Below are 19,752 nucleotides of genomic sequence, written 5' to 3'. Positions count from 1 at the left end.
GTTTGGGTTGAATTCCATGTCCGCGTCCGGCGTGGGGCCGGCGCGGACATCAATGCGTAAGAAAGGCGGGATGCATGGCTCCGCCAGGCAACCGGCGCCCGGGCTATTCGCGCAGGGCGCATAACAATATCTTCTTTGCCTATGTGGCGGCCGGCGTGGGCGCGGTGGTCGGCGGGGTGCTGCTGTTTTCATCGATGGGCAGCACGGGCAATTTCGCGGGCCTGCGCAATGTGGCCAGCGATGTAACGCAACCTGCGGCCAAATTGTCGGCGCAGGGACGTTCGGCAGCGGGCGATACATGGGGCGTGCTGAGCGGCTATTTCACGTCGGGGGCGGAAAACGCTCGTCTGAAAAAAGAGGTCGCACTGGGCCGGGTTCAGGCGGTCGAAATGGCCGCCCTGCGTCAGGAAAATGAGCGGCTCAAGGCCATGCTCAACCTGTCCTCGGACACGCCGAAACCTGTGACCTATGGCTGGCTGGTGGCCAGCACCAACAGCAGCCCGCGCCGCTATGCCACGATTTCGGTCGGCAGCCTTCAGGGCGTAAAGAGCGGCATGCCGGTTCGCACCCATCTGGGGCTGGTGGGCCGTGTGCTGGAGGTTGGGCTGCATTCGGCGCGCGTGCTGATGATCACCGATCCGGAAAGCGTGGTGCCGATCCGCCGCGCCAGCGACAGCATCCCCGCTTTTGCCACGGGCAAGGGCGATGGCACGCTGCAATTGCGCCTGCTGACGCTGGGGCTGAACCCGCTCAAGGTGGGTGATGCTTTTGTAACGTCGGGTTCGGGCGGGCTTTATTGGCCCAACACGCCCATCGCGGTCGTCACCGCCCTGACGCGGGACGGCGCGATTGCCCGCGTTCTGGGTGATCCGGCGGTCAGCGAAATGGTTGCGGTCCTGCCCACATGGTCGCCCGACAGCGACCCCACGCTGCCCCCGCCGGTCGATCCGGTCAAGGCCAAGGCCGACGCCGACGCGCAGGCCAAAGCCGCCGCCAAGGCTGCCAAGGCGGCTGCATCAGGGGCGCCGCAATAAGATGGTGTCCAGCAGGCTTTCGCGGCGCGGTGCAAAGCCGATTGCCCGCAGCATCAGCCGTTCCCCCTCGCCCTTTATCGCCTATGCCGCGCCATGGGTGATGGTGGCGATGGCGTCTTGCATGCCGGGTTGGCCCTTGATTGCCATGGTGCCGATTATGCCGCCGCTGGGTTTTATGACCTTGCTGGCATGGCGACAATTGCGGCCCGGATTGCTGCCGGTCTGGGCCGGGGCTGTGCTGGGGCTGGTCGATGATCTGTTCAGCGGGCAACCGTTTGGGGCGGCCATGGCGATCTGGTCGGTGACCATGATTACCATGGATGTGATCGAGGCGCGCTTTCCATGGCGTAATTTCCTGACCGACTGGCTGGTGGCGGGCTTGTTCATCGCGGCCTATCTCGCGCTCAACTGGTTGATTGCGGCCCGTTCGGGTGGGATGATTGCGCCTGAATTGATGGTGCCGCAAGGGATCTTGGCCCTGATCGCCTATCCAATGGTGGGGCGCACGGTCGGATTGATTGACCGTTGGCGATTGACGCGTTTCCGGGTGCTGGATTGATGGCAAAGCGCAAGAAAGCGCCAAAATTGATTACGCCGGCCATGCTGCGCGACAGTTTCGACCGTCGCAGCATGGTCGTGGGCCTGTTGCAGGGCGGGGTCGGTGTGCTGCTGGCCACGCGTATGGGCTATATCGCTCTGGCCGAAAGCCAGAAGTATCAGATGATGGCCGAGAGCAACCGGGTCAACCTGTCGCTGATCCCGCCGCGCCGGGGCTGGATCCTTGACCGCGATGGCCAGCCCATCGCCAGCAACCGCGCCGATTTCCGCGTCGATCTGATCCCCGACCGGGTGATCGAAAAGGAAAAGACGCTGGAGGAACTGGCCAAGGTGCTGGGGCTGGACGAGATCGCGCTGCAGGATGTGCGCGACCGTCTGGACAAGGCGCGCGGGTTTCAGCCCGTCGAGGCCGGATCGCATTTAAGCTGGGAACAGTTCGCCGCCATTTCGGTGCGCCAGCCCGATCTGCCCGGTGTGGTGCCCCAGCGCAGCTTTTCGCGCTATTATCCCTCCGGCCCCTGCGTGGGCCATCTGGTGGGCTATGTCGGCGCGGCCAATGCCAAGGATTATGAAAAAGAGCATAATCCGCTGTTGATCACGCCGGGGTTCAAGATCGGCAAGGACGGGCTGGAAAAGGTTTACGATCAGGTGCTGCGGGGCCAACCGGGCGCGCGGCGCACCGAAGTGACCGCCAGCGGCAAGATCGTGCGCGACCTTGAAACACGCGAAGACGTGCCGGGCCAGCCCATCAAGCTGACCGTTCACGCCGGGTTGCAGGAATTTGCATCGCGCCGCATCGGCACGGAAAGCGGCACCTGCGTGGTGGTCGATTGCCTGACGGGCGACCTTTTGTGCTTTGTCTCGATGCCCAGTTTCGACCCCAACAGCTTTACCGACGGGGTTGGCCGCATTGAATGGAAAATGCTGTCCGACGATGACCATGTGCCGCTGCGCAACAAGCTGCTGCACGGGCTTTATCCGCCCGGATCGACGGTCAAACCCACGGTCGCGCTGGCCTTTTTGGAAGCGGGTCTGGATCCCAAAGCAAGCGTCAATTGTTCGGGCGGGCTGCGCGTGGGCAACCGCGTGTTCCACTGCTGGAACCACCATGGCCATGGCAGCGTGGACATGGCCAAAGGTATTTATCAGTCCTGCGACGTCTATTTTTATCACTTTGCGCAACAGATCGGCATGGACCAGATCGCCAAGACGATGCGCAAGATCGGCTATGGCCAGAAATTCCCCCTGCCCTATCCCAGCCAGTCCTATGGCACCGTGCCCGACCCGGCGTGGAAGATGAAGAAATATGGCAAGGAATGGGCGATTTACGACACCGTGAACGCCACGATCGGTCAGGGCTATGTGCAGGTAAACCCCTTGCAGCAGGCCATCATCGCCAGCCGTCTGGCCAGCGGCAAGCTGTTGATGCCGCGCCTGATGCATGAGGACAAGCCGCCCACGCCCGCCTCGCTGGGCGTGCCGCAGGAGCATCTGGATTTCATCCATGCCGCCATGCACGAAATGGTGAACGGGCGCGGGACGGGCCATGCCGCCAAAATCCCCATTCCCGGCGTCGAAATGGCGGGCAAGAGCGGCACGGCGCAGGTCGTCGGCCTCAACATCGGCAATGGCAAGGGCGGGCTTTGGCGCCACCGCGACCATGGCCATTTCATCTGTTTCGCGCCCTTTGACAAACCGCGCTATGCCTGTGCGGTTCTGGTCGAACATGGCGGCGGTTCGGGCGCGGCCATGCCGATTGCGCGCGACGTAATGACCTATATGTTCGATCAGCAAAAGGCGTGGGACGCGCTCAGCAAGCTGGAGGCCGGATGGGGCGGCACGCCGCAACAGCGTCAGGCGGCCAGATACCGTTCCTATGCCGCGCAATATGGCGTGCGTGCGCCCGCGGTTCAAGATAGCGACGAGGCCTTGGCGCGTGAGAGCGAGGCGGACGCCCGCCCCACCCCGCAGCCGATGCAATCCGATGCCGCCCCGCCCGCACCCGAACCACAGGCCGAAGATGCGACCGCCCCTGCCCCCGCACCGGCGCCGACACCTTCGAGCAGCGCTTCGACGGCGGTGCGCCCATGAACTCAAACTTCATCCCTACTCCTCTGCGCGGCCTGCCATGGCGCATTCTGATCCCGTTGACGGCGCTGGTGCTGTTTGGCGCCACGGTGCTGTGGTCGGCGGCGGGCGGCAATTGGTCGCCTTATGCGTGGAAGCATATTTTCAACTTTGGCCTGTTCCTGTCGCTGGCCATCGGCATTTCGCGCCTGCCCGAACATACGTTTCGCAAGGCGGCCTATCCGATCTATGGCGGGCTGGTTTTCCTGCTGATGCTGGTCGAGGCCGTGGGCAAGGTCGGGGGCGGCAGCCAGCGCTGGCTCAACATCGGGTTCATGAACCTGCAACCCTCGGAATTGATGAAGCCGGGGATCGTGCTGGTGATGGCGCTGTTTTACTCCACCCTGCCGCCGACGCTGATCCGCAGCTGGCGCGCGCTGGTGCCGCCCTTGCTGTTGCTGGGCATGCCGGCGGGGTTGGTGATGCTGCAACCGGATCTTGGCACCGGTCTTGCCATCTGTTTCGGGGCGGTGGTCGTGGTGTTCTTGTCCGGCACGCCCATCTGGTGGTTTTTGAGCGGCGGAGCGGCGGCGGCTGTGGTGGCCCCGCTGGCCTTCTTTTTCGCGCTTCATGATTATCAACGCAAACGCGTGTTGGTATTCATGGACCCGGAGGCCGACATGCTGGGTTCGGGTTACCATATCACCCAATCCAAGATCGCGATCGGCTCGGGCGGCTTCTTTGGCAAGGGGCTGGGCAATGGCACGCAGAGCCATCTGAAATACCTGCCCGAAGCCCATACCGACTTTGCCTTTGCCACCATGGCCGAGGAATGGGGCATGATCGGGGGGCTGTTCATCCTCTTTGTGTTCTTTGTCGTGCTGTTCCGCTGGGGCATGGGCGTATCGCGCCGCGCGCCTGATCGGTTCAGCCAATTGCTGGCCGCGGGCATGACCGCGACGATCTTTTTCTATGTCGCGATCAACATGATGATGGTCATGGGCCTGGCCCCGGTGGTCGGTATCCCCCTGCCCTTTATCAGCCATGGCGGATCATCCATGATGACCAACATGATCTGTATCGGCACGATCATGGCGGTGGATCGCTGGTCACAACGCGCAGGCGGCAGGTTCTCCTGAGGCCTGACTTTCGCATTCATCAAATTTTTTCAAAGAATCACTTGCGCCCCGGCGATCACACGCTAAAGGGAGCGCCTCCGGCGGGAAGCCAACCAAGCTTCCCCGCAAAAACCGGTACGGACGCATAGCTCAGTTGGTAGAGCAGCTGACTCTTAATCAGCGGGTCCTAGGTTCGAGCCCTAGTGCGTCCACCACGGTTTTTTCGCCTTTTTCGGCGTGGATGGACGCATAGCTCAGTTGGTAGAGCAGCTGACTCTTAATCAGCGGGTCCTAGGTTCGAGCCCTAGTGCGTCCACCAAAATCTTCTGGCCCTTTGGCACAGACGGACGCATAGCTCAGTTGGTAGAGCAGCTGACTCTTAATCAGCGGGTCCTAGGTTCGAGCCCTAGTGCGTCCACCACCCTTTCCCGACAGAACACTTTCCATTTGCCGCGATGGTCGATAGTGGCCGCGCCATGGCCTATATGCCCTTTTCTTCCATCAAACGCCTGCCCGGCCTCGAACTGCTGCGTTTTGTCGCGGCATGTTGCGTGCTGCTGCTGCATGTGCGGGCGGTGTTTGGCGGGCAAAGAGTGTTTGGGCTGGGCTATCTGGGCGTCGATTTCTTTCTGATGCTCTCCGGCTTCTTGATGGCGCGGGTTCAGGAACCGCGTCTGGCCAATGGCACATCGCCCTGGCGGTTCCTGCAAAGGCGGTTGTGGCGGCTGTGGCCGATGATGGCGCTGGGCGGGTTTATCGGCATGCCGCGCCTGTGGTTGCGGTCGGCGGATTTGCCCAATTTCCTGCTGGCGGCGGTGCCCAATATGGCGCTGTTGCCGGTGTGGTGGTGGACCTTTGTCTTTCCGCTGAACATTCCGGCATGGACGATCACGTGCGAATTGGCCTGCAACGCCGCCCATGTGCTGGGCCTGTGGCGTTTGCGGCGATGGGGCTTGATCGGGCTGACGGTGACGCTGCTGATCGCGGATGGTTGGATGTCATGGCATTTCCATGGGCTGGATATCGGGGCCAAGACCACCAACTTCTTTTGGGGCGCCCTGCGTTGTCTGGCGGCCTATGCGCTGGGCATCGCCCTGTCGCGCTGGTGGGGTGACGAACCAGCGGTGCCGGTGCCATGGTGGCTGGCCGTGCCGCTAATGCCTGCACTCTTGCCGCTGGTCTGGTGGACAAAGACGCAGGGGTGGCTGTTCGATATCGGCTTTGTCGTGCTCGCCTGCCCGCTGATGATAGCGGGGGCGATGCGGCTGGATCGGTTTCATCGCGCGGCGGGCTGGATAGGACAGATCGCCTTTCCGCTCTTTGCCCTGCAAATGCCGATCCTTCAGGGCATTCGACAGCTTGGCGGCAATTACTGGATCGGGTTGAGTGTGGCGGCGGTGGCGGGTGTGGCGCTGGGCTTGATCAGCGCGCCCATATCCGCGTGGCGGCAGAAACAGAAATAATGTGACGCCGATGTGATGCGACACTTGAAAACACATTGCCGTGTGTTTACCTGTGCCGCATGACACAGAACATCATCGATCGCGTTCGCCGCCTCGTCAACGAAGGAGGCATGACCCGCGCCGGATTGGCCCGTGCCGCCGGCCTTCATGCCAACACCCTTCGCGATGTCAACGAAGCGGAATGGAACCCCACCGCCGAAACGCTGGGCAAGCTTGAGCGTTTCCTGGACGAAAGCGACGAGACCCCGGTGCTGGTCAGCATCGAGGAAATCATCGAGGAAGCCCGCAATGGGCGCATGTATATCCTTGTCGATGACGAAGACCGCGAAAACGAAGGCGATCTGATTATCCCGGCCCAGATGGCCACGCCTGCCGCCATCAATTTCATGGTCACCCATGGGCGCGGCCTTGTCTGCCTTGCCCTTTCGCATGAACGCGTGGACCAGCTTGGTTTGGAGCCGATGAGCCGCCGCAACGGCACCCCGTTGGGCACGGCCTTTACCGTATCGATCGAGGCCAAGGAAGGCATCACCACCGGCATTTCCGCCGCCGACCGCGCCCGCACCGTTTCGGTGGCCATCGACGGCAGCAAGGGTTCGGCCGATATTGTCAGCCCCGGTCATGTGTTCCCGCTGCGCGCGCGCGCCGGGGGCGTGCTGGTGCGTGCCGGCCATACCGAAGCGGCGGTGGATATTTCCCGTCTGGCCGGCCTCAACCCCTCGGGCGTGATCTGCGAGATCATGCGCGAGGATGGTACGATGGCCCGCCTTGAGGATCTGATCGGCTTTGCCCGCCAGCATGGTATGAAGATCGGCACGATCCGCGATCTGATCGCCTATCGCCGCAAGAATGACCGCATGGTCAGCCTGAAATCGGAAACCACCTTCAAGAGCCGCTATGGTGGCGAGTGGCAGGCGCGGGCCTATTTCAACAAGGCAACAGGCGATGAAAGTCTGGTGCTGCTTAAAGGCCGCATCGACCCGGCCAAGCCGACGCTGGTGCGTATGCACGGCACATCGGTCTTTGCCGACCTGTTGTGGGAAGACAGCCCGCGTGCCGGGATGTTGCACCGTTCAATGGAAATCATCGGTCAGGAAGGCGCGGGCGTGATCGTCTTTGTCAACCGCCCCCATCCCGAGGTGTCCAAGGCGTTTGAATGGCGCCGTCAGGCTTTGGCGGGCAACACCAAACATCTCGAAGAACTGCGTGACTATGGCGTTGGCGCTCAGGTTCTGGCAGAGCTTGGCGTTCACGAACTGGTGCTTCTGACCAACACGCATCACACACTTGTCGCGCTGGAAGGTTATGGGCTGACCATCACCGAAGAGCGCCGGATCGATTGAATTAAGGACGCATTTTCATGGCCAAGTTTCTGATTGTCGAAGCCCGCTTTTATGACCACCTCAACGACATGCTGGTCGAAGGCGCGCGGGCAGCGTTGAAGGCAGCTGGGCACAAGGTCGATGTGCTGACCGTGCCGGGCGCGCTGGAAATTCCGGGCGCCATCTCGCTGGCCGAAGCATCGGGCGAGTACGAAGGCTATGTGGCCATCGGCGTTGTGATCCGGGGTGAAACCTATCACTTTGAAATCGTGGCGGGCGAAAGCGCGCGCGGGATCATGGCGCTGACTATGGACGGCATTGCCATCGGCAATGGCATCCTGACCGTCGAAAACGAAGCGCAGGCCATTGTCCGCGCCGACCCCAAGCAGAAGGACAAGGGCGGCGAAGCGGCCAAGGCAGCCCTCGCCCTCCTGGCGCTCAAGGAAAAGTTCGGCGCGTAAAACCCTCAGGACAGTGCAAGGAAAAGGGCGCGGTGGTCATACCATCCGCGCCCTTTCTTTTTACCAGACCTTCACGCGCTTGGCCGGGGGCAGATAGAGCTTGTCGCCCGGCTTTACATTGAACGCCTTGTACCAGTCATCGACGTTGCGGACCGTCAGCGCGCGATACTGCCCCGGCGCATGGCCATCGGTGGCAATCTGGGCGCGGGCGGCGGCTTCGCGCGCCTTGGTCGCCCAACTTTGCGCAAAGGCGAGGAAGAAGCGTTGATCGCCGGTCATACCATTGATCACCGGCGCAGGCTTGCCTTTCAACGAGGCGTGATAGGCGCCCAAAGCCGCCGCCAACCCCGCCACATCGGCAATATTTTCACCCAGCGTCAATTCACCCTGCACATGCAAGCCCGGATAGGGTTCATAGGCGCTGAACTGATCGGCCAATGCCTTGCCCGCCTGTTTGAAACGCGCCATGTCCGCAGGCGTCCACCAGTCGCGCAACCGGCCCGAAGCATCGAAGGCCGCGCCATTGTTGTCAAAGCTATGGCTGATTTCATGCCCGATCACCGCGCCGATCGCGCCATAGTTGAAGGCCGCATCCGCCGCCGGATCATAGAACGGCTTTTGCAGGATCGCGGCGGGGAAATTCAGCGCGTTCTGCACCGGCAGATTGACCGCATTGACCAGTTGCGCATTCATCCACCATTCGCCCCGGTCCATCGGCTTGCCGATCTTGGCCAGCTGCTGGCGATAGTCATTGAGGCCGGCAGCCTTCGCATTGGCGTAGGCGTCAGTGCCCAGCTTCAGCGCCGAATAATCCTTCCAATGGTCAGGATAGCCCACGCCCACGACAATGCCGCGAACCTTGGCGATGGCTTCCTTTTTCGTCGCGGGCGCCATCCAGTCGAGTTTGCCGATGCGGACGGCGAAGGCATCCTTGATGCCCGATACCATGGCCTGAATACGCGCCTTGTCGCTGGCGGGGAAATATTTCTCGACATAGAGCTTGCCCAACGCATCGCCCAGCGCACCATTCAGGGCGGCAATGGCGCGACGCTCCCGGCTGCGCTGAACCTTTACGCCCTGAAGCACGGCGCCATAGAAGGCGAAACGATCATCATCGATCTTTGTCGGCAGGACCGAGGCATATTGGTTGACCTGATGAAAGGCCAGCCAGTCCTTCCACACATCCAACGGCTCGGAGGCGACCAGCGCGGCAATGCGCGGGATCGACTGATCGTGGAAAGCGGCAAATTGATTCTGATGCGGCAGGCCAGCAGCGGTGAAGAAGGTATCCCAATCAATACCGGGGGCCTTTTTGACAAAATCGGCGCGGCTCCATTCGGCATTGGCGTGCTGAAAGTCTTCGCTCTGTTCGCGGCTTTCATGGGCCTGCGCGATCTTGGATTCCAGATCGAAGATCCGCCCTGCACGGGCCTCGGCGTCGGCAGGCGTCGCGGCCAGACCGGCATCGGTCAGGATGGTGGCGATATAGGCGCGATATTTGGCGCGAATGTCCGCCATCTTGGCATCCGAGGAAAGGTAATATTCCCGTTCCGGCAGGCCAAGACCGCCCTGAAGCACATAGGGCATCACCGCGGTGCCATTGAGCGATTGGGTGATGAACAGACCAAACAGGTTCTCGGTCTGGAAATCGGTGGCGTTCAGAGGGTCAACATCGGCCCGAATCTGCTCACCCAAAACGCGCGAAAGTTCGCCCTTGTTCGCAATCGCAGCAAAGCGTGACAGGTCGCCCTGAACCGGCGCCATGCCCGCGGCATTGATGGCATCGGTGTTCAAATAGGCGCGGTAATAATCATGGATCAAAGCGGCCGTGCTGCCCGGTTGCGGATGGCCCGCCACGACGTCGGCGACCAGTGCAGTGATTCGCTTTTCGGTCGATTGATCGGCAATATAGAAGCCGCCGACCGATGCACGGTCCGCCGGGATCTCTGTTTCGCGGGCCCAAGCGCCATTTGCAAAGGTATAAAAGTCGTCTCCGGGCCGAACAGATCGATCCATTCCGGAGGTATTTATCCCCGCTGAGGCCAATTTGGGCGCACCGGCCGCCTGCCCCGCCAACGGCAACAACAGCGCCAACGGGCAAAGACCAAGCGCCAGCGAGCGGCGGTAATTTCCAATCTTTGGCATTATCCCATCCTTACAATACAATAGCGCCACAACTTTTTCCGGGCATCCGCCTCTACGCCCAACGCCTGGGGCAGGGTAAACAAATGACACCCGTGTCAGCAAGGCCGCCATGGCGATCGGGATAGGCCAATCAGCGGCTTTGAATAGTCCAAATTTGGGGAATCTGCACAAGACACTAAGGCATCCTTGCATCTACATAAGTGCATACACGTAATTCACCGTTTTCCAGTTTCAAGCAAACAGACACTATCGGCACAAGATTTTCGCCTTCAAAGCCCAATTCAACGCCGATGAACCTATATCTGGAATGACCAAAAACAGGGATCATATGGAACGTTTGAATGAACCCCTTTCGCTGATGCAATGTCTTCGCAGCGCGCTTGATCGGCTCGATGACATTAATGCCTTTACTGCGGCTGCACATCTTGATGCATGCCTTCATGCCTTGAGCGATTATTTCATTTCCGAGGGAAATCTCTCGAAAGACGACTGATTATGTATTGTCCCTAATATTCCCCACTCCCCCCCTTGGTCTAAACTACGCAGACACCAGTAGCTAATTCTGCTGCTACCACATGGGGGACATTGCGAGGGATGAACTGGACCGACAGAAATCCTGCCGCTCTGGCTAGTGCGGCAAACCAGATCTGGAAAGACGCAGAGGGGCCTGCGCCCATCAACCAGCGCTTGCGGACCTTGGCTCAATCGCTGCTCAACGCGGCGGTCGAATTGGAAAAAGCGCCACCGGCTATTCCGATGGAGGATGGAGGTTCTCCGGCGCTTTTGCAAAGAACCAAATCGGACCCGGCCGAGCAGGCACAGCAGCTCTATCGCGAACGTCGACGCCGGATCGAGGCCTTCGGCGATGACACGCTGTTTGGCGAACCGGCGTGGGACATCCTGCTCGACCTGTTCGTGGCCGGTGAACGCGGCAAACGCGTCGCCGTGACCAGCGCCTGCATCGGGTCCGGCGTGCCCAGCACGACGGCGCTGCGTTGGCTCAATGTGCTGGAACTTCGCGGCATGGTGGAGCGTGAGGACGACAATCACGATGCGCGTCGCTCCTTCGTCCGCCTGACCGCCAAGGCGCGGGCGATGATGCTCGACTATTTCGCCAATCTCTGAACACCCAAAAACAAAGGGCGGGGAGCATGATGCCCCCCGCCCCCGGTCCAACCTCGTTGGATATGATCGTCAGAACTTCAGACGACCAAAGGCGCTCTTGCCGGCATAGAGCGCGGCAACGCCAAGCTGTTCTTCGATACGGATCAGCTGGTTGTACTTGGCCAACCGATCCGAACGGGCCAGCGAGCCGGTCTTGATCTGACCGCAATTGGTGGCAACGGCGAGGTCGGCAATCGTGCTGTCCTCGGTTTCACCCGAACGGTGGCTCATCACGGCGGTGTAGCCGGCGCGCTGGGCCATCGAGACGGCTTCGAGCGTTTCGGTCAGCGTGCCGATCTGGTTAACCTTGACCAGCAGCGAGTTGGCCAGTCCCTGATCGATGCCCATCGACAGGCGCTTCGGGTTGGTCACGAACAGGTCGTCACCCACCAACTGCACCTTGTCGCCCACCAGCTTGGTGAGAGCGGCCCAGCCTTCGAAATCATCTTCGCTCATGCCGTCTTCGATCGAGATGATCGGATAGTCGGCGGTCAGCTTGGCCAGATATTCAGCGAATTCGACCGGCGAGAGCGACAGGCCTTCGCCCGAAATCTCATACTTGCCGTTCTTGAAGAATTCGGTCGAGGCGCAGTCGAGCGCGAGCAGGATGTCGCTGCCCAGCTTGAAGCCGGCCTTTTCGATCGAGGTCGACACGAAATCGAGCGCAGCGCGCGTGCTGGCAATGTTGGGGGCAAAACCGCCTTCGTCACCAACGGCCGTGGCCAGACCCTTTTCGTGCAGGCCCTTTTTCAGCGTGTGGAAAATTTCCGCACCCCAACGCACCGCCTCGGCAATCGAGTCAGCGCCCACGGGCATGATCATGAATTCCTGGAAATCGATCGGGTTGTCGGCATGTTCGCCGCCGTTGATGATGTTCATCATCGGCACGGGCAGGACATGGGCCGAAACGCCGCCAACATAGGAATAAAGCGGCAGGCCACGCGCGTCCGCCGCGGCCTTGGCCGTGGCCAGCGAAACGCCCAGAATGGCGTTGGCGCCGATGCGGCCCTTGTTGGGCGTGCCGTCCAGTTCGATCATGGCAAGGTCGATGTCGCGCTGGTCTTCGGCATCAAGACCGATCAGAGCTTCCTGGATCTCGGTGTTCACCGCTTCAACAGCCTTGGTGACGCCCTTGCCCAGATAGCGGCTCTTGTCGCCGTCACGCAGTTCAACCGCCTCATGCGCGCCGGTGCTGGCGCCCGAAGGCACAGCGGCGCGGCCAAAGCTGCCGTCTTCAAGCAGCACATCGACTTCGACCGTGGGATTGCCACGGCTGTCCAGAATTTCGCGAGCGTGGATGTCGATAATCGCGGTCATGGCGTGTTCATCTCCTCTCGGACAGTTTTCAAGTGCCCTCAGGCCAAATCCCTTAGCAGCGGAACCTTGGCAGGCAAGGCGCATTGCAGCATGATAAGAGAGTGGCGAAAAAATCGATGCGAATTCATCACGCGATTCTTTTGCCCCAGCCCATGAAAGGATGATTAGCCATGGCCGATGAAACCAACGTTATTGTTGCCGACGCCGCGCAAACGGCCGTCGCCAATGCCGTCGAGGCGGCAGATGGCGTGAAGGCGAAGTTCAGCAAGGCGATTGACGAGGCCCGCACCAGCGCCATCGCGCTGGGCAAGGATCTTCAGGAAAAGGCCGCGCCCTATACCGAAAAGCTTTCGAGCGGCGAATTGCTGGCCGAAGCCAAGGCAATTGGCGAACAGGCCAAGGAACGCGCGCTGGGTCTTGCCGCCGATGGCAAGGTGAAGGCGAGCGATGCCATCACCTCGCTGGGCAAGGTGGTTGCCGACAATGCCGGGCTTGTGGACGACAAGCTGGGCGAAAAGTTTGGCGATTATGCCCGCAGCGCTGCCCGCGCCCTTCAGGAAACCGGCGCCAAGCTGGAATCGAAGGATCTTGAGGAATTGGGCAAGGAAGCGACCGAGTTCGTGAAAAAGAACCCTGTGATCGCCGCTGGCGCGCTGATCGCGGTGGGATTTGCATTGACCAAGCTTTTGGGCAGCAGCAAAAGCGATGAAGTAGCAGAATAAGCCGCAAGGCGATCGGTTTTAAGGCGCCGGGGGTTTGGGCCTCCGGCGCCTTTTGCCGCAATGATAGGGGGCCTGATGCCCAAGCATCGGCAAGATCTGAACGAAGCGGAAGAGCCCAGTCTGGAGCAGGATTTCTATGGCCTGTTCACATCGACCCGCGCGGCGTTTGACAGCGAGATAGCCTATCAAAAGGCCCGTGCGGCTTTGGCGGCAAAGCTGGTCATGCGGATTGCGGGCCTTGTGGCTTTGGCGCTGGCTCTGCTGTTTTTTGTGTTGATGGCGCTGATTGTGGGGGGATTGCTGGGCCTTGCGGCATGGCTGGGACCTTGGGCCGCCACGGGCATCATGGTCGCTTTGCTGTTGATCATCACGATATGGAGCGCCCTTCGCGCCAAACGTGCCGTGGGCAAATTTGCCGCCCTTTTTTCACCCTCGGAGCCTGATGCATGAGCGCGGCTGAGGAAAAGGTGGCGCAATTGCGCGCGGCCCGTGATGCGGCGCGTGCGGAATTCCTCGAACATAGCGGGCGCATCCGCGATCTGGCCAAGCCGGGCGAATTGAGCCGCCGGATCACCCGTGATGTTCAGGTACAAGGCCGCAAAGCCCTGTCACAGGCCATGGAGATCGCCGCCGATGAACGGGGCGTTCTGGCCGGAACCTTGACCGCATTGATGCTCTGGATGGCTCGCAAACAGGTTTTTGCCAAGGCCGTCGAATTGGCCCCCAAGGCAAAACCCGCATGGGCCAAGATGCAGGATCTGGTCAAAGGCGGTCTGGGAAAAGCCAAGACCCGCCTGCGCGGCAAGAGCGGACAGGTATAAAACTTGCGCTAAATGCAATCAGAATATGCTTGATTTCAACCTTGGTGGTGCTTGCTGATCGGCTTGGCGCAATGCTATGGCAAAGGCTCAATCCTCCAATTTCTGGAAGCAAGCCATCATGTCCCAACTTCTCCACCTCGTCATCGGCGGTCGTGTGCGCGATCCGCAGGGCCTCGATTTCGTGGATCTCAACGCGCTCGATTATGTTGGCGTGTTTCCTGACTACGCTTCGGCCGTGGATGCATGGCGCAGCGCCGCCCAGCGCAGCGTCGACGATGCCGAGATGAAGTATGTGGTCGTCCATCTGCACAAGCTGCTGGAACCCGGCCACGAGCATTGATCGCGTGCCGGGTACCGCCCGGCGCCATCATGCCTTCGGCATGCGCGATACATACAGAAAAGGCCCCACCGACCGGCGGGGCCTTTTTCATGTGCCATCAGGCCGTAGCCTGACCGCGCCGATCAGATGAATTCGATCTTTTCGACGACATAGAAACGCTCACCCGCCGGCACGCGCACTTCGATCTCGTCTTCGACCTTCTTGCCGATCAACGCACGGCCCAGCGGCGAAACATAGCTGATCCGGCCCAGTTTGGCGTCCGCCTCATACGGGCCGACGATCTGATAGCGCACCGGCTTGTCATCATCGTCCAGCAACGTCACCGTCGCGCCAAAGATGATCTTGTCACCCGACAAAGTGGTCGGGTCTATGATCTGGGCGCGGCTGATCTTGTCTTCAAGATCGGCGATTGTGGCTTCAACCTGCCCCTGGCGTTCCTTGGCCGCGTGATATTCCGCGTTTTCGGAAAGGTCGCCATGCGCGCGCGCTTCCTCAATCGCATCAACGATCTTGGGACGTTCTTCCCGCAGCGCCTTCAGCTCGGACGTCAGCTTTTCATAGCCAATCGCCAGCATCGGCAACTTTTCAACACTTGCCATCGGTGAAACTTCCTTCATGCCCCTCCCCTCCGCCGGGACAGTCGGAGGCACCGCCCCGTATTTTAAAGAAAATACGCAGGTGATGCCTTCCAACTTTTGCGGAAAGGACGTGGTCGGTCAGCTATAATAGGCTTGCAACGGGCACACTTCAAGACTGGCCGAGCGCATCGCACCAATCGCTTCCACAGCCGCGACGCTGCCCGCGGCGGTGGTGAAGTAGGGAACCTTGTTGCCAAGGGCTGCCTGACGGATGCTCTGTGAATCCTTCAGGCTCTGCCAGCCCTCGGTGGTGTTGAACACCAAAGCCACGCCGCCATCGATAATGCGATCAACGATATGCGGGCGACCTTCGGCCACCTTGTTGATCAATTCAACCGGCACACCGGCCTGCGCCAGATACTTCTGCGTGCCGCCCGTGGCGACCAGCGTAAAGCCCAGTTCGACCAGCTTGCGCGCGGCAGGCAGGACGACCGGCTTGTCGGTATCCTTGACCGAAATGAACACCAGCCCTTCCTGCGGCAGCTTGACGCCCGCGCCCAACTGGCTCTTGGCAAAGGCCGTGGCGAAATCCTTGTCGAGGCCCATGACCTCGCCGGTGGACTTCATTTCGGGGGAAAGCACAGGGTCAACGCCGGGGAAACGGGCAAACGGGAACACCGCTTCCTTGACCGCCATATAGGGCAGATCGCGGCGGAACGGCGGGAACGTGTCCAGCTTTTCACCCGCCATCACGCGGGCGGCAATCTTGGCCACCGGCTGACCGATGGCTTTGGCCACAAAAGGCACCGTGCGCGAGGCGCGCGGGTTGACCTCGATGAGGTAAACTTCGCCATCCTTGACCGCGAACTGGATGTTCATCAACCCCTTGACGCCCAGCGCCAGCGCCAGAGCTTCGGCCTGACGCTCCATCTCGGCGATGATGTCGGCCGAAAGGCTGTAGGGCGGCAGAGTGCAAGCGCTGTCGCCCGAGTGGATACCGGCCTCTTCGATATGCTGCATCACACCCGCCACGACGACCTTTTCGCCATCGCACAGCGCATCAACGTCGCATTCGATCGCGTCGCGCAGATACTGATCGATCAGCACTGGCGAATCGCCCGACACCTGAACTGCGGTGGCGATATAGTCATCCAACTGGGCCACGCTGTCGACGATTTCCATGGCGCGACCGCCCAGAACGTAGCTGGGACGCATCAGCACCGGATAACCGATACGGTTGGCAACGGCCACAGCTTCGTCACGGCTCCGAGCGATGCCGTTGGCGGGCTGCTTCAGACCAAGCTGTTCAACCAGAGCGGCGAAACGCTCGCGATCTTCGGCAAGGTCGATGGCATCCGGGCTGGTGCCCAGAATGGGGATACCGGCATCTTCCAGCGCCTGCGCCAGCTTCAGCGGGGTCTGCCCGCCAAACTGCACAATCACGCCGACCAGTTCGCCCTTCGACTGTTCCACCGTCAGGATTTCCAGCACGTCTTCGGCCGTCAGCGGCTCGAAATACAGCCGGTCCGAAGTGTCATAGTCGGTCGACACCGTTTCCGGGTTGCAGTTGACCATGATGGTTTCATAGCCCACCTCTTCCAGCGCGAAGCAGGCATGGCAGCAGCAATAGTCGAACTCGATGCCCTGACCGATACGGTTCGGACCGCCGCCAAGGATCACGATTTTCTTGCGGTCGGACGGATCGGCCTCGTTCTCGGCCTCGCCAAACATCGGCGCTTCATAGGTCGAGTACATATAAGGCGTAATCGCCTCGAACTCGGCCGCGCAGCTGTCGATGCGCTTAAACACCGGACGCACGCCCAGACGGTGACGCAGAGCGCGCACTTCGGCCTCGCTCGTCGCGCCGACCATGGCTTCGACCACGTCATGCAACAGGCCGGAACGCGCCATGTTGGGGCTGCCCGCCAGCGAGGCGGACTTGACCGCCAGCTTGGCCAAACGCTTGTCCGAGAAGCCCATCGCCTTCAGACGGCGCAGACCTTCGGCATCATTGGGCAGGCCGTTGGCTTCCACCTCGGCCTCGGCCGCGATGATTTCCTCGATATGGGCCAGGAACCACGGATCGTAATGCGTGATCCGGTTGATGTCGGCGGCGGTGAAGCCCTCGCGGAAGGCCTGCGCCACCACCAGCAGGCGGTCGGGCGTGGCGCGCGAGAGGGCGGCGGTGATCTCGTCACGGCTTGCGCCCACCAGTTCATCGACGCGATTGAAACCGTCGAGGCCCGTTTCCAGCCCACGCAGCGCCTTCTGCATCGATTCCTTGATGTTGCGGCCAATCGCCATCACCTCGCCCACCGACTTCATCGCGGTGGAGAGCAGCGGCTCGGAGCCCTTGAACTTTTCAAAGGCAAAGCGCGGGATCTTGGTGACGACATAGTCGATCGACGGCTCGAACGAGGCGGGCGTGGCACCCGTGATCTCGTTGGTCAGTTCGTCCAGCGTATAGCCCACGGCCAGCTTGGCCGCGACGCGCGCGATGGGGAAGCCGGTGGCCTTGGATGCCAGCGCCGAGGAACGCGACACGCGCGGGTTCATTTCGATCACGATCAGACGGCCATCCTTGGGATTGACCGCAAACTGAACGTTCGAACCGCCCGTTTCCACGCCGATCTCGCGCAGCACGTTCAAGGACGCGGTACGCATGATCTGATATTCTTTGTCCGTCAGCGTCAGCGCGGGCGCGACCGTGATCGAGTCGCCCGTATGCACGCCCATCGGATCGATATTTTCGATCGAGCAGATGATGATCGAGTTGTCGTTCTTGTCACGAACGACCTCCATCTCATACTCCTTCCAGCCGAGGAGCGATTCTTCGATCAGCACTTCGGTGGTCGGGCTGGCTTCCAGACCGCTCTTCACGATCTTTTCGAACTCGGCCTTGTTATAAGCAATGCCACCGCCCGTGCCGCCCAGCGTAAAGGAGGGACGGATGATCGAAGGCAGGCCGGTGCGTTCCAGCACGGCAAAGGCTTCCTCGACCGTGTGGGCGACGCCCGAACGGGCCGATTCCAAACCGATCTTGTCCATCGCCTCGCGGAAACGCTGGCGATCTTCGGCCTTGTCGATGGCGTCGGCGTCGGCGCCGATCATCTGGACGCCGTACTTTTCCAGCGTACCGTCCTCAAACAGCGCCAGCGCGGTGTTCAAAGCGGTCTGGCCACCCATCGTGGGCAGCACCGCATCGGGGCGCTCCTTCTCGATGATCTTGGCGACCATGGCCGGGGTGATCGGCTCGATATAGGTCGCGTCGGCCATTTCCGGGTCGGTCATGATCGTCGCCGGGTTCGAGTTGACCAGGATGACCCGGTAACCCTCTTCCTTCAGCGCCTTGATGGCCTGCGTGCCGGAATAGTCAAACTCGCAAGCCTGACCGATGATGATGGGCCCCGCGCCAATGACGAGGATCGAGGAGATGTCTGTCCGCTTAGGCATCAGGCGAGGCTCTCAATGAATTTCGTGAAAAGATAAAGGCTGTCCATCGGCCCCGGCGAGGCTTCGGGGTGATACTGCACCGAGAAGGCTTTCTTGCCGGTGATCTCGATACCGCAATTCGAACCGTCGAACAGCGACTTGTGGGTTTCGACCACGCCGGCGGGCAGCGTTGCCGCGTCCACCGCAAAGCCATGGTTCATTGACGTAATTTCCACCACGCCTTCGGCCATGCGCTTGACCGGATGGTTCGCGCCGCGATGGCCCTGGTGCATCTTGATCGTGCGCGCACCGGCGGCCAGCGCCAGCATCTGGTGACCAAGGCAGATGCCGAAGATCGGGATGTTGCGTTCCAGCAGCGCCTGAATGACCGGCACGGCATAGGCGCCGGTGGCCGCCGGGTCGCCGGGGCCGTTCGACAGGAACACGCCATCGGGGCTCAAACCAAGGATAACCTCCAGCGGAGTTTCCGCCGGAACCACCGTCACCGAGGCGCCAGCGGCCACAAGGTTGCGGAAAATATTGTCCTTGGCGCCGAAATCCATCGCCACAACATGCGGGCGCGGATCGTGGGGCGAACGGCCATAGCCCTTGCCCAGATGCCAGACAGAACTTTCCCAGCTTTCCTGTTCCTTGCGCGACACGATCTTGGCCAGATCCATGCCTTCAAGGCCCGGCCACTGCTGCGCCTTGGCCAGCAGCGCGGGAAGGTCGAATTCGCCCGCTTCGTTGTAGGCGATGACGGCATTGGGCGCGCCCGACAGGCGGATGCGGCGCGTCAGGGCGCGTGTGTCGAGACCGGCGATGCCGATCTTGCCCTTGGCCTTCATCCATGCGTCAAAGCGGCCTTCGGAACGGAAGTTCGAAGGATCGGTCACATCTTCGCGCACAATGCAGCCAACGGCGCCATCAACGGCGGCTTCATTGTCTTCATGGTTCACGCCGACATTGCCGATGTGGGGGAATGTGAAAGTCACGATCTGGCCCGCATAGCTGGGGTCGGTCATGATTTCCTGATAGCCGGTGATCGAAGTGTTGAAGCACACTTCACCAACTGCGCTGCCCTGGGCGCCGAAGCCTCGGCCCCAGGCGACATAACCATCAGCCAGAACCAGAACGGCAGTGGCGCCAGCTGGGGCGCCAGCTGATTTAGGCGCAAGCGAAGGGGCGGGGTCTGCCATGGGGGCGCTCC

General features: G+C 61.0%; 18 protein-coding genes and 3 tRNA genes. 16 read left to right on the top strand and 5 right to left on the bottom strand.

All coding sequences use genetic code 11. The features are described 5' to 3' along the window. The first annotated feature begins 74 nt into the window (after positions 1–74). The 10 genes from AC2S2E_RS11130 (at position 75) to ribH (ending at position 8,023) form a co-directional block, all read left to right on the top strand. On the top strand, positions 75–1,034 hold the full coding sequence (locus AC2S2E_RS11130) for a rod shape-determining protein MreC (RefSeq protein ID WP_486522374.1): 960 nt from the start codon (positions 75–77) through the stop codon (positions 1,032–1,034). Between the two features lies 1 nt (position 1,035). Next, complete coding sequence (gene mreD, locus AC2S2E_RS11125) at positions 1,036–1,593, top strand: rod shape-determining protein MreD (RefSeq protein ID WP_486522373.1); 558 nt, start codon at positions 1,036–1,038, stop codon at positions 1,591–1,593. Further along, the gene (gene mrdA / locus AC2S2E_RS11120) at positions 1,593–3,683 is read left to right on the top strand and encodes a penicillin-binding protein 2 (RefSeq protein ID WP_486522371.1); all 2,091 of its coding nucleotides are present in this window, start codon (positions 1,593–1,595) and stop codon (positions 3,681–3,683) included. Before mreD ends, mrdA begins: the two co-directional genes overlap by 1 nt. Further along, positions 3,680–4,798: a rod shape-determining protein RodA gene (gene rodA, locus AC2S2E_RS11115; RefSeq protein ID WP_476104185.1), complete on the top strand. Its 1,119-nt coding sequence runs from the start codon at positions 3,680–3,682 to the stop codon at positions 4,796–4,798. Before mrdA ends, rodA begins: the two co-directional genes overlap by 4 nt. Positions 4,799–4,916: 118 nt before the next feature. Further along, positions 4,917–4,992, top strand: a tRNA-Lys gene (locus AC2S2E_RS11110). Between the two features lie 28 nt (positions 4,993–5,020). After that, positions 5,021–5,096 (top strand) — tRNA-Lys (locus AC2S2E_RS11105). A gap of 26 nt (positions 5,097–5,122) precedes the next feature. Next, positions 5,123–5,198 (top strand) — tRNA-Lys (locus AC2S2E_RS11100). Positions 5,199–5,253: 55 nt separating this feature from the next. After that, positions 5,254–6,240, top strand: a complete 987-nt coding sequence (locus AC2S2E_RS11095; RefSeq protein ID WP_486522370.1) for an acyltransferase family protein — start codon at positions 5,254–5,256, stop codon at positions 6,238–6,240. A 59-nt stretch (positions 6,241–6,299) separates the two neighbouring features. After that, entirely contained in the window at positions 6,300–7,583 is a 1,284-nt protein-coding gene (gene ribB / locus AC2S2E_RS11090; RefSeq protein ID WP_476104802.1) for a 3,4-dihydroxy-2-butanone-4-phosphate synthase, read from the top strand. A gap of 17 nt (positions 7,584–7,600) precedes the next feature. Continuing rightward, positions 7,601–8,023 carry a 6,7-dimethyl-8-ribityllumazine synthase gene (gene ribH / locus AC2S2E_RS11085; protein WP_273618739.1) on the top strand — a complete coding sequence of 141 codons (423 nt, stop codon included), beginning with the start codon at positions 7,601–7,603 and terminating at the stop codon, positions 8,021–8,023. 60 nt (positions 8,024–8,083) lie between these two features. Here ribH and AC2S2E_RS11080 read toward each other — a convergent pair whose 3' ends face one another. Continuing rightward, the gene (locus AC2S2E_RS11080) at positions 8,084–10,168 is read right to left on the bottom strand and encodes a M13 family metallopeptidase (RefSeq protein WP_486522368.1); all 2,085 of its coding nucleotides are present in this window, start codon (positions 10,166–10,168) and stop codon (positions 8,084–8,086) included. 328 nt (positions 10,169–10,496) lie between these two features. Here AC2S2E_RS11080 and AC2S2E_RS11075 point away from each other — a divergent pair, with 328 nt between their 5' ends. Together AC2S2E_RS11075 and AC2S2E_RS11070 are read left to right on the top strand one after the other, a co-directional pair. Then, on the top strand, positions 10,497–10,661 hold the full coding sequence (locus tag AC2S2E_RS11075) for a hypothetical protein (protein ID WP_476104804.1): 165 nt from the start codon (positions 10,497–10,499) through the stop codon (positions 10,659–10,661). A 101-nt stretch (positions 10,662–10,762) separates the two neighbouring features. Beyond that, positions 10,763–11,293: a MarR family transcriptional regulator gene (locus AC2S2E_RS11070; RefSeq protein WP_476104805.1), complete on the top strand. Its 531-nt coding sequence runs from the start codon at positions 10,763–10,765 to the stop codon at positions 11,291–11,293. Between the two features lie 69 nt (positions 11,294–11,362). On the opposite strand, the gene eno is transcribed toward AC2S2E_RS11070, so the two are convergent. After that, entirely contained in the window at positions 11,363–12,649 is a 1,287-nt protein-coding gene (eno, locus tag AC2S2E_RS11065) for a phosphopyruvate hydratase (protein ID WP_476104806.1), read from the bottom strand. A 170-nt stretch (positions 12,650–12,819) separates the two neighbouring features. Between eno and AC2S2E_RS11060 the strand changes: the two genes are divergently transcribed. The 4 genes from AC2S2E_RS11060 to AC2S2E_RS11045 all read left to right on the top strand — a co-directional run bounded on the left by AC2S2E_RS11060 (position 12,820) and on the right by AC2S2E_RS11045 (position 14,532). Further along, entirely contained in the window at positions 12,820–13,371 is a 552-nt protein-coding gene (locus AC2S2E_RS11060) for a hypothetical protein (protein ID WP_476104807.1), read from the top strand. Between the two features lie 75 nt (positions 13,372–13,446). Next, positions 13,447–13,821, top strand: coding sequence for a phage holin family protein (locus AC2S2E_RS11055; RefSeq protein WP_476104808.1), 375 nt, complete (start codon positions 13,447–13,449; stop codon positions 13,819–13,821). Beyond that, on the top strand, positions 13,818–14,192 hold the full coding sequence (locus AC2S2E_RS11050; RefSeq protein ID WP_486522366.1) for a hypothetical protein: 375 nt from the start codon (positions 13,818–13,820) through the stop codon (positions 14,190–14,192). Before AC2S2E_RS11055 ends, AC2S2E_RS11050 begins: the two co-directional genes overlap by 4 nt. 118 nt (positions 14,193–14,310) lie before the next feature. After that, positions 14,311–14,532, top strand: coding sequence for a DUF4170 domain-containing protein (locus AC2S2E_RS11045; RefSeq protein ID WP_476104810.1), 222 nt, complete (start codon positions 14,311–14,313; stop codon positions 14,530–14,532). Positions 14,533–14,654: 122 nt separating this feature from the next. Here the strand turns inward: AC2S2E_RS11045 and greA are convergent, their stop codons facing one another. The 3 genes from greA to carA all read right to left on the bottom strand — a co-directional run bounded on the left by greA (position 14,655) and on the right by carA (position 19,741). Then, a complete protein-coding gene (gene greA, locus AC2S2E_RS11040; protein WP_476104811.1) occupies positions 14,655–15,131 on the bottom strand; it encodes a transcription elongation factor GreA in 477 nt (158 codons plus the stop codon). A gap of 117 nt (positions 15,132–15,248) precedes the next feature. Next, on the bottom strand, positions 15,249–18,563 hold the full coding sequence (gene carB, locus AC2S2E_RS11035; protein WP_476104813.1) for a carbamoyl-phosphate synthase large subunit: 3,315 nt from the start codon (positions 18,561–18,563) through the stop codon (positions 15,249–15,251). Beyond that, the gene (carA, locus tag AC2S2E_RS11030; protein ID WP_486522365.1) at positions 18,563–19,741 is read right to left on the bottom strand and encodes a glutamine-hydrolyzing carbamoyl-phosphate synthase small subunit; all 1,179 of its coding nucleotides are present in this window, start codon (positions 19,739–19,741) and stop codon (positions 18,563–18,565) included. The genes carB and carA overlap by 1 nt, the downstream gene beginning before the upstream one ends. Positions 19,742–19,752: the final 11 nt, after the last annotated feature.

The sequence above is a fragment of the Novosphingobium sp. 550D genome (assembly GCF_057401885.1).
The sequence above is the reverse complement of the archived record's forward strand: the minus strand, read 5'-3'. Positions and strand labels throughout refer to the sequence as shown.

What these genes read in the sequence shown, in the direction of transcription:
- ribB (WP_476104802.1), top strand. Translation starts at nt 6,300, where the DNA reads ATGACACAGAACATCATCGATCGCGTTCGCCGCCTCGTCAACGAAGGA.
- carB (WP_476104813.1), bottom strand. Translation starts at nt 18,563, where the DNA reads ATGCCTAAGCGGACAGACATCTCCTCGATCCTCGTCATTGGCGCGGGG.
- ribH (WP_273618739.1), top strand. Translation starts at nt 7,601, where the DNA reads ATGGCCAAGTTTCTGATTGTCGAAGCCCGCTTTTATGACCACCTCAAC.
- rodA (WP_476104185.1), top strand. Translation starts at nt 3,680, where the DNA reads ATGAACTCAAACTTCATCCCTACTCCTCTGCGCGGCCTGCCATGGCGC.
- AC2S2E_RS11060 (WP_476104807.1), top strand. Translation starts at nt 12,820, where the DNA reads ATGGCCGATGAAACCAACGTTATTGTTGCCGACGCCGCGCAAACGGCC.
- AC2S2E_RS11045 (WP_476104810.1), top strand. Translation starts at nt 14,311, where the DNA reads ATGTCCCAACTTCTCCACCTCGTCATCGGCGGTCGTGTGCGCGATCCG.
- AC2S2E_RS11050 (WP_486522366.1), top strand. Translation starts at nt 13,818, where the DNA reads ATGAGCGCGGCTGAGGAAAAGGTGGCGCAATTGCGCGCGGCCCGTGAT.
- eno (WP_476104806.1), bottom strand. Translation starts at nt 12,649, where the DNA reads ATGACCGCGATTATCGACATCCACGCTCGCGAAATTCTGGACAGCCGT.
- carA (WP_486522365.1), bottom strand. Translation starts at nt 19,741, where the DNA reads ATGGCAGACCCCGCCCCTTCGCTTGCGCCTAAATCAGCTGGCGCCCCA.
- AC2S2E_RS11080 (WP_486522368.1), bottom strand. Translation starts at nt 10,168, where the DNA reads ATGCCAAAGATTGGAAATTACCGCCGCTCGCTGGCGCTTGGTCTTTGC.
- AC2S2E_RS11130 (WP_486522374.1), top strand. Translation starts at nt 75, where the DNA reads ATGGCTCCGCCAGGCAACCGGCGCCCGGGCTATTCGCGCAGGGCGCAT.
- AC2S2E_RS11075 (WP_476104804.1), top strand. Translation starts at nt 10,497, where the DNA reads ATGGAACGTTTGAATGAACCCCTTTCGCTGATGCAATGTCTTCGCAGC.
- greA (WP_476104811.1), bottom strand. Translation starts at nt 15,131, where the DNA reads ATGGCAAGTGTTGAAAAGTTGCCGATGCTGGCGATTGGCTATGAAAAG.
- AC2S2E_RS11095 (WP_486522370.1), top strand. Translation starts at nt 5,254, where the DNA reads ATGGCCTATATGCCCTTTTCTTCCATCAAACGCCTGCCCGGCCTCGAA.
- mreD (WP_486522373.1), top strand. Translation starts at nt 1,036, where the DNA reads ATGGTGTCCAGCAGGCTTTCGCGGCGCGGTGCAAAGCCGATTGCCCGC.
- mrdA (WP_486522371.1), top strand. Translation starts at nt 1,593, where the DNA reads ATGGCAAAGCGCAAGAAAGCGCCAAAATTGATTACGCCGGCCATGCTG.
- AC2S2E_RS11070 (WP_476104805.1), top strand. Translation starts at nt 10,763, where the DNA reads ATGAACTGGACCGACAGAAATCCTGCCGCTCTGGCTAGTGCGGCAAAC.
- AC2S2E_RS11055 (WP_476104808.1), top strand. Translation starts at nt 13,447, where the DNA reads ATGCCCAAGCATCGGCAAGATCTGAACGAAGCGGAAGAGCCCAGTCTG.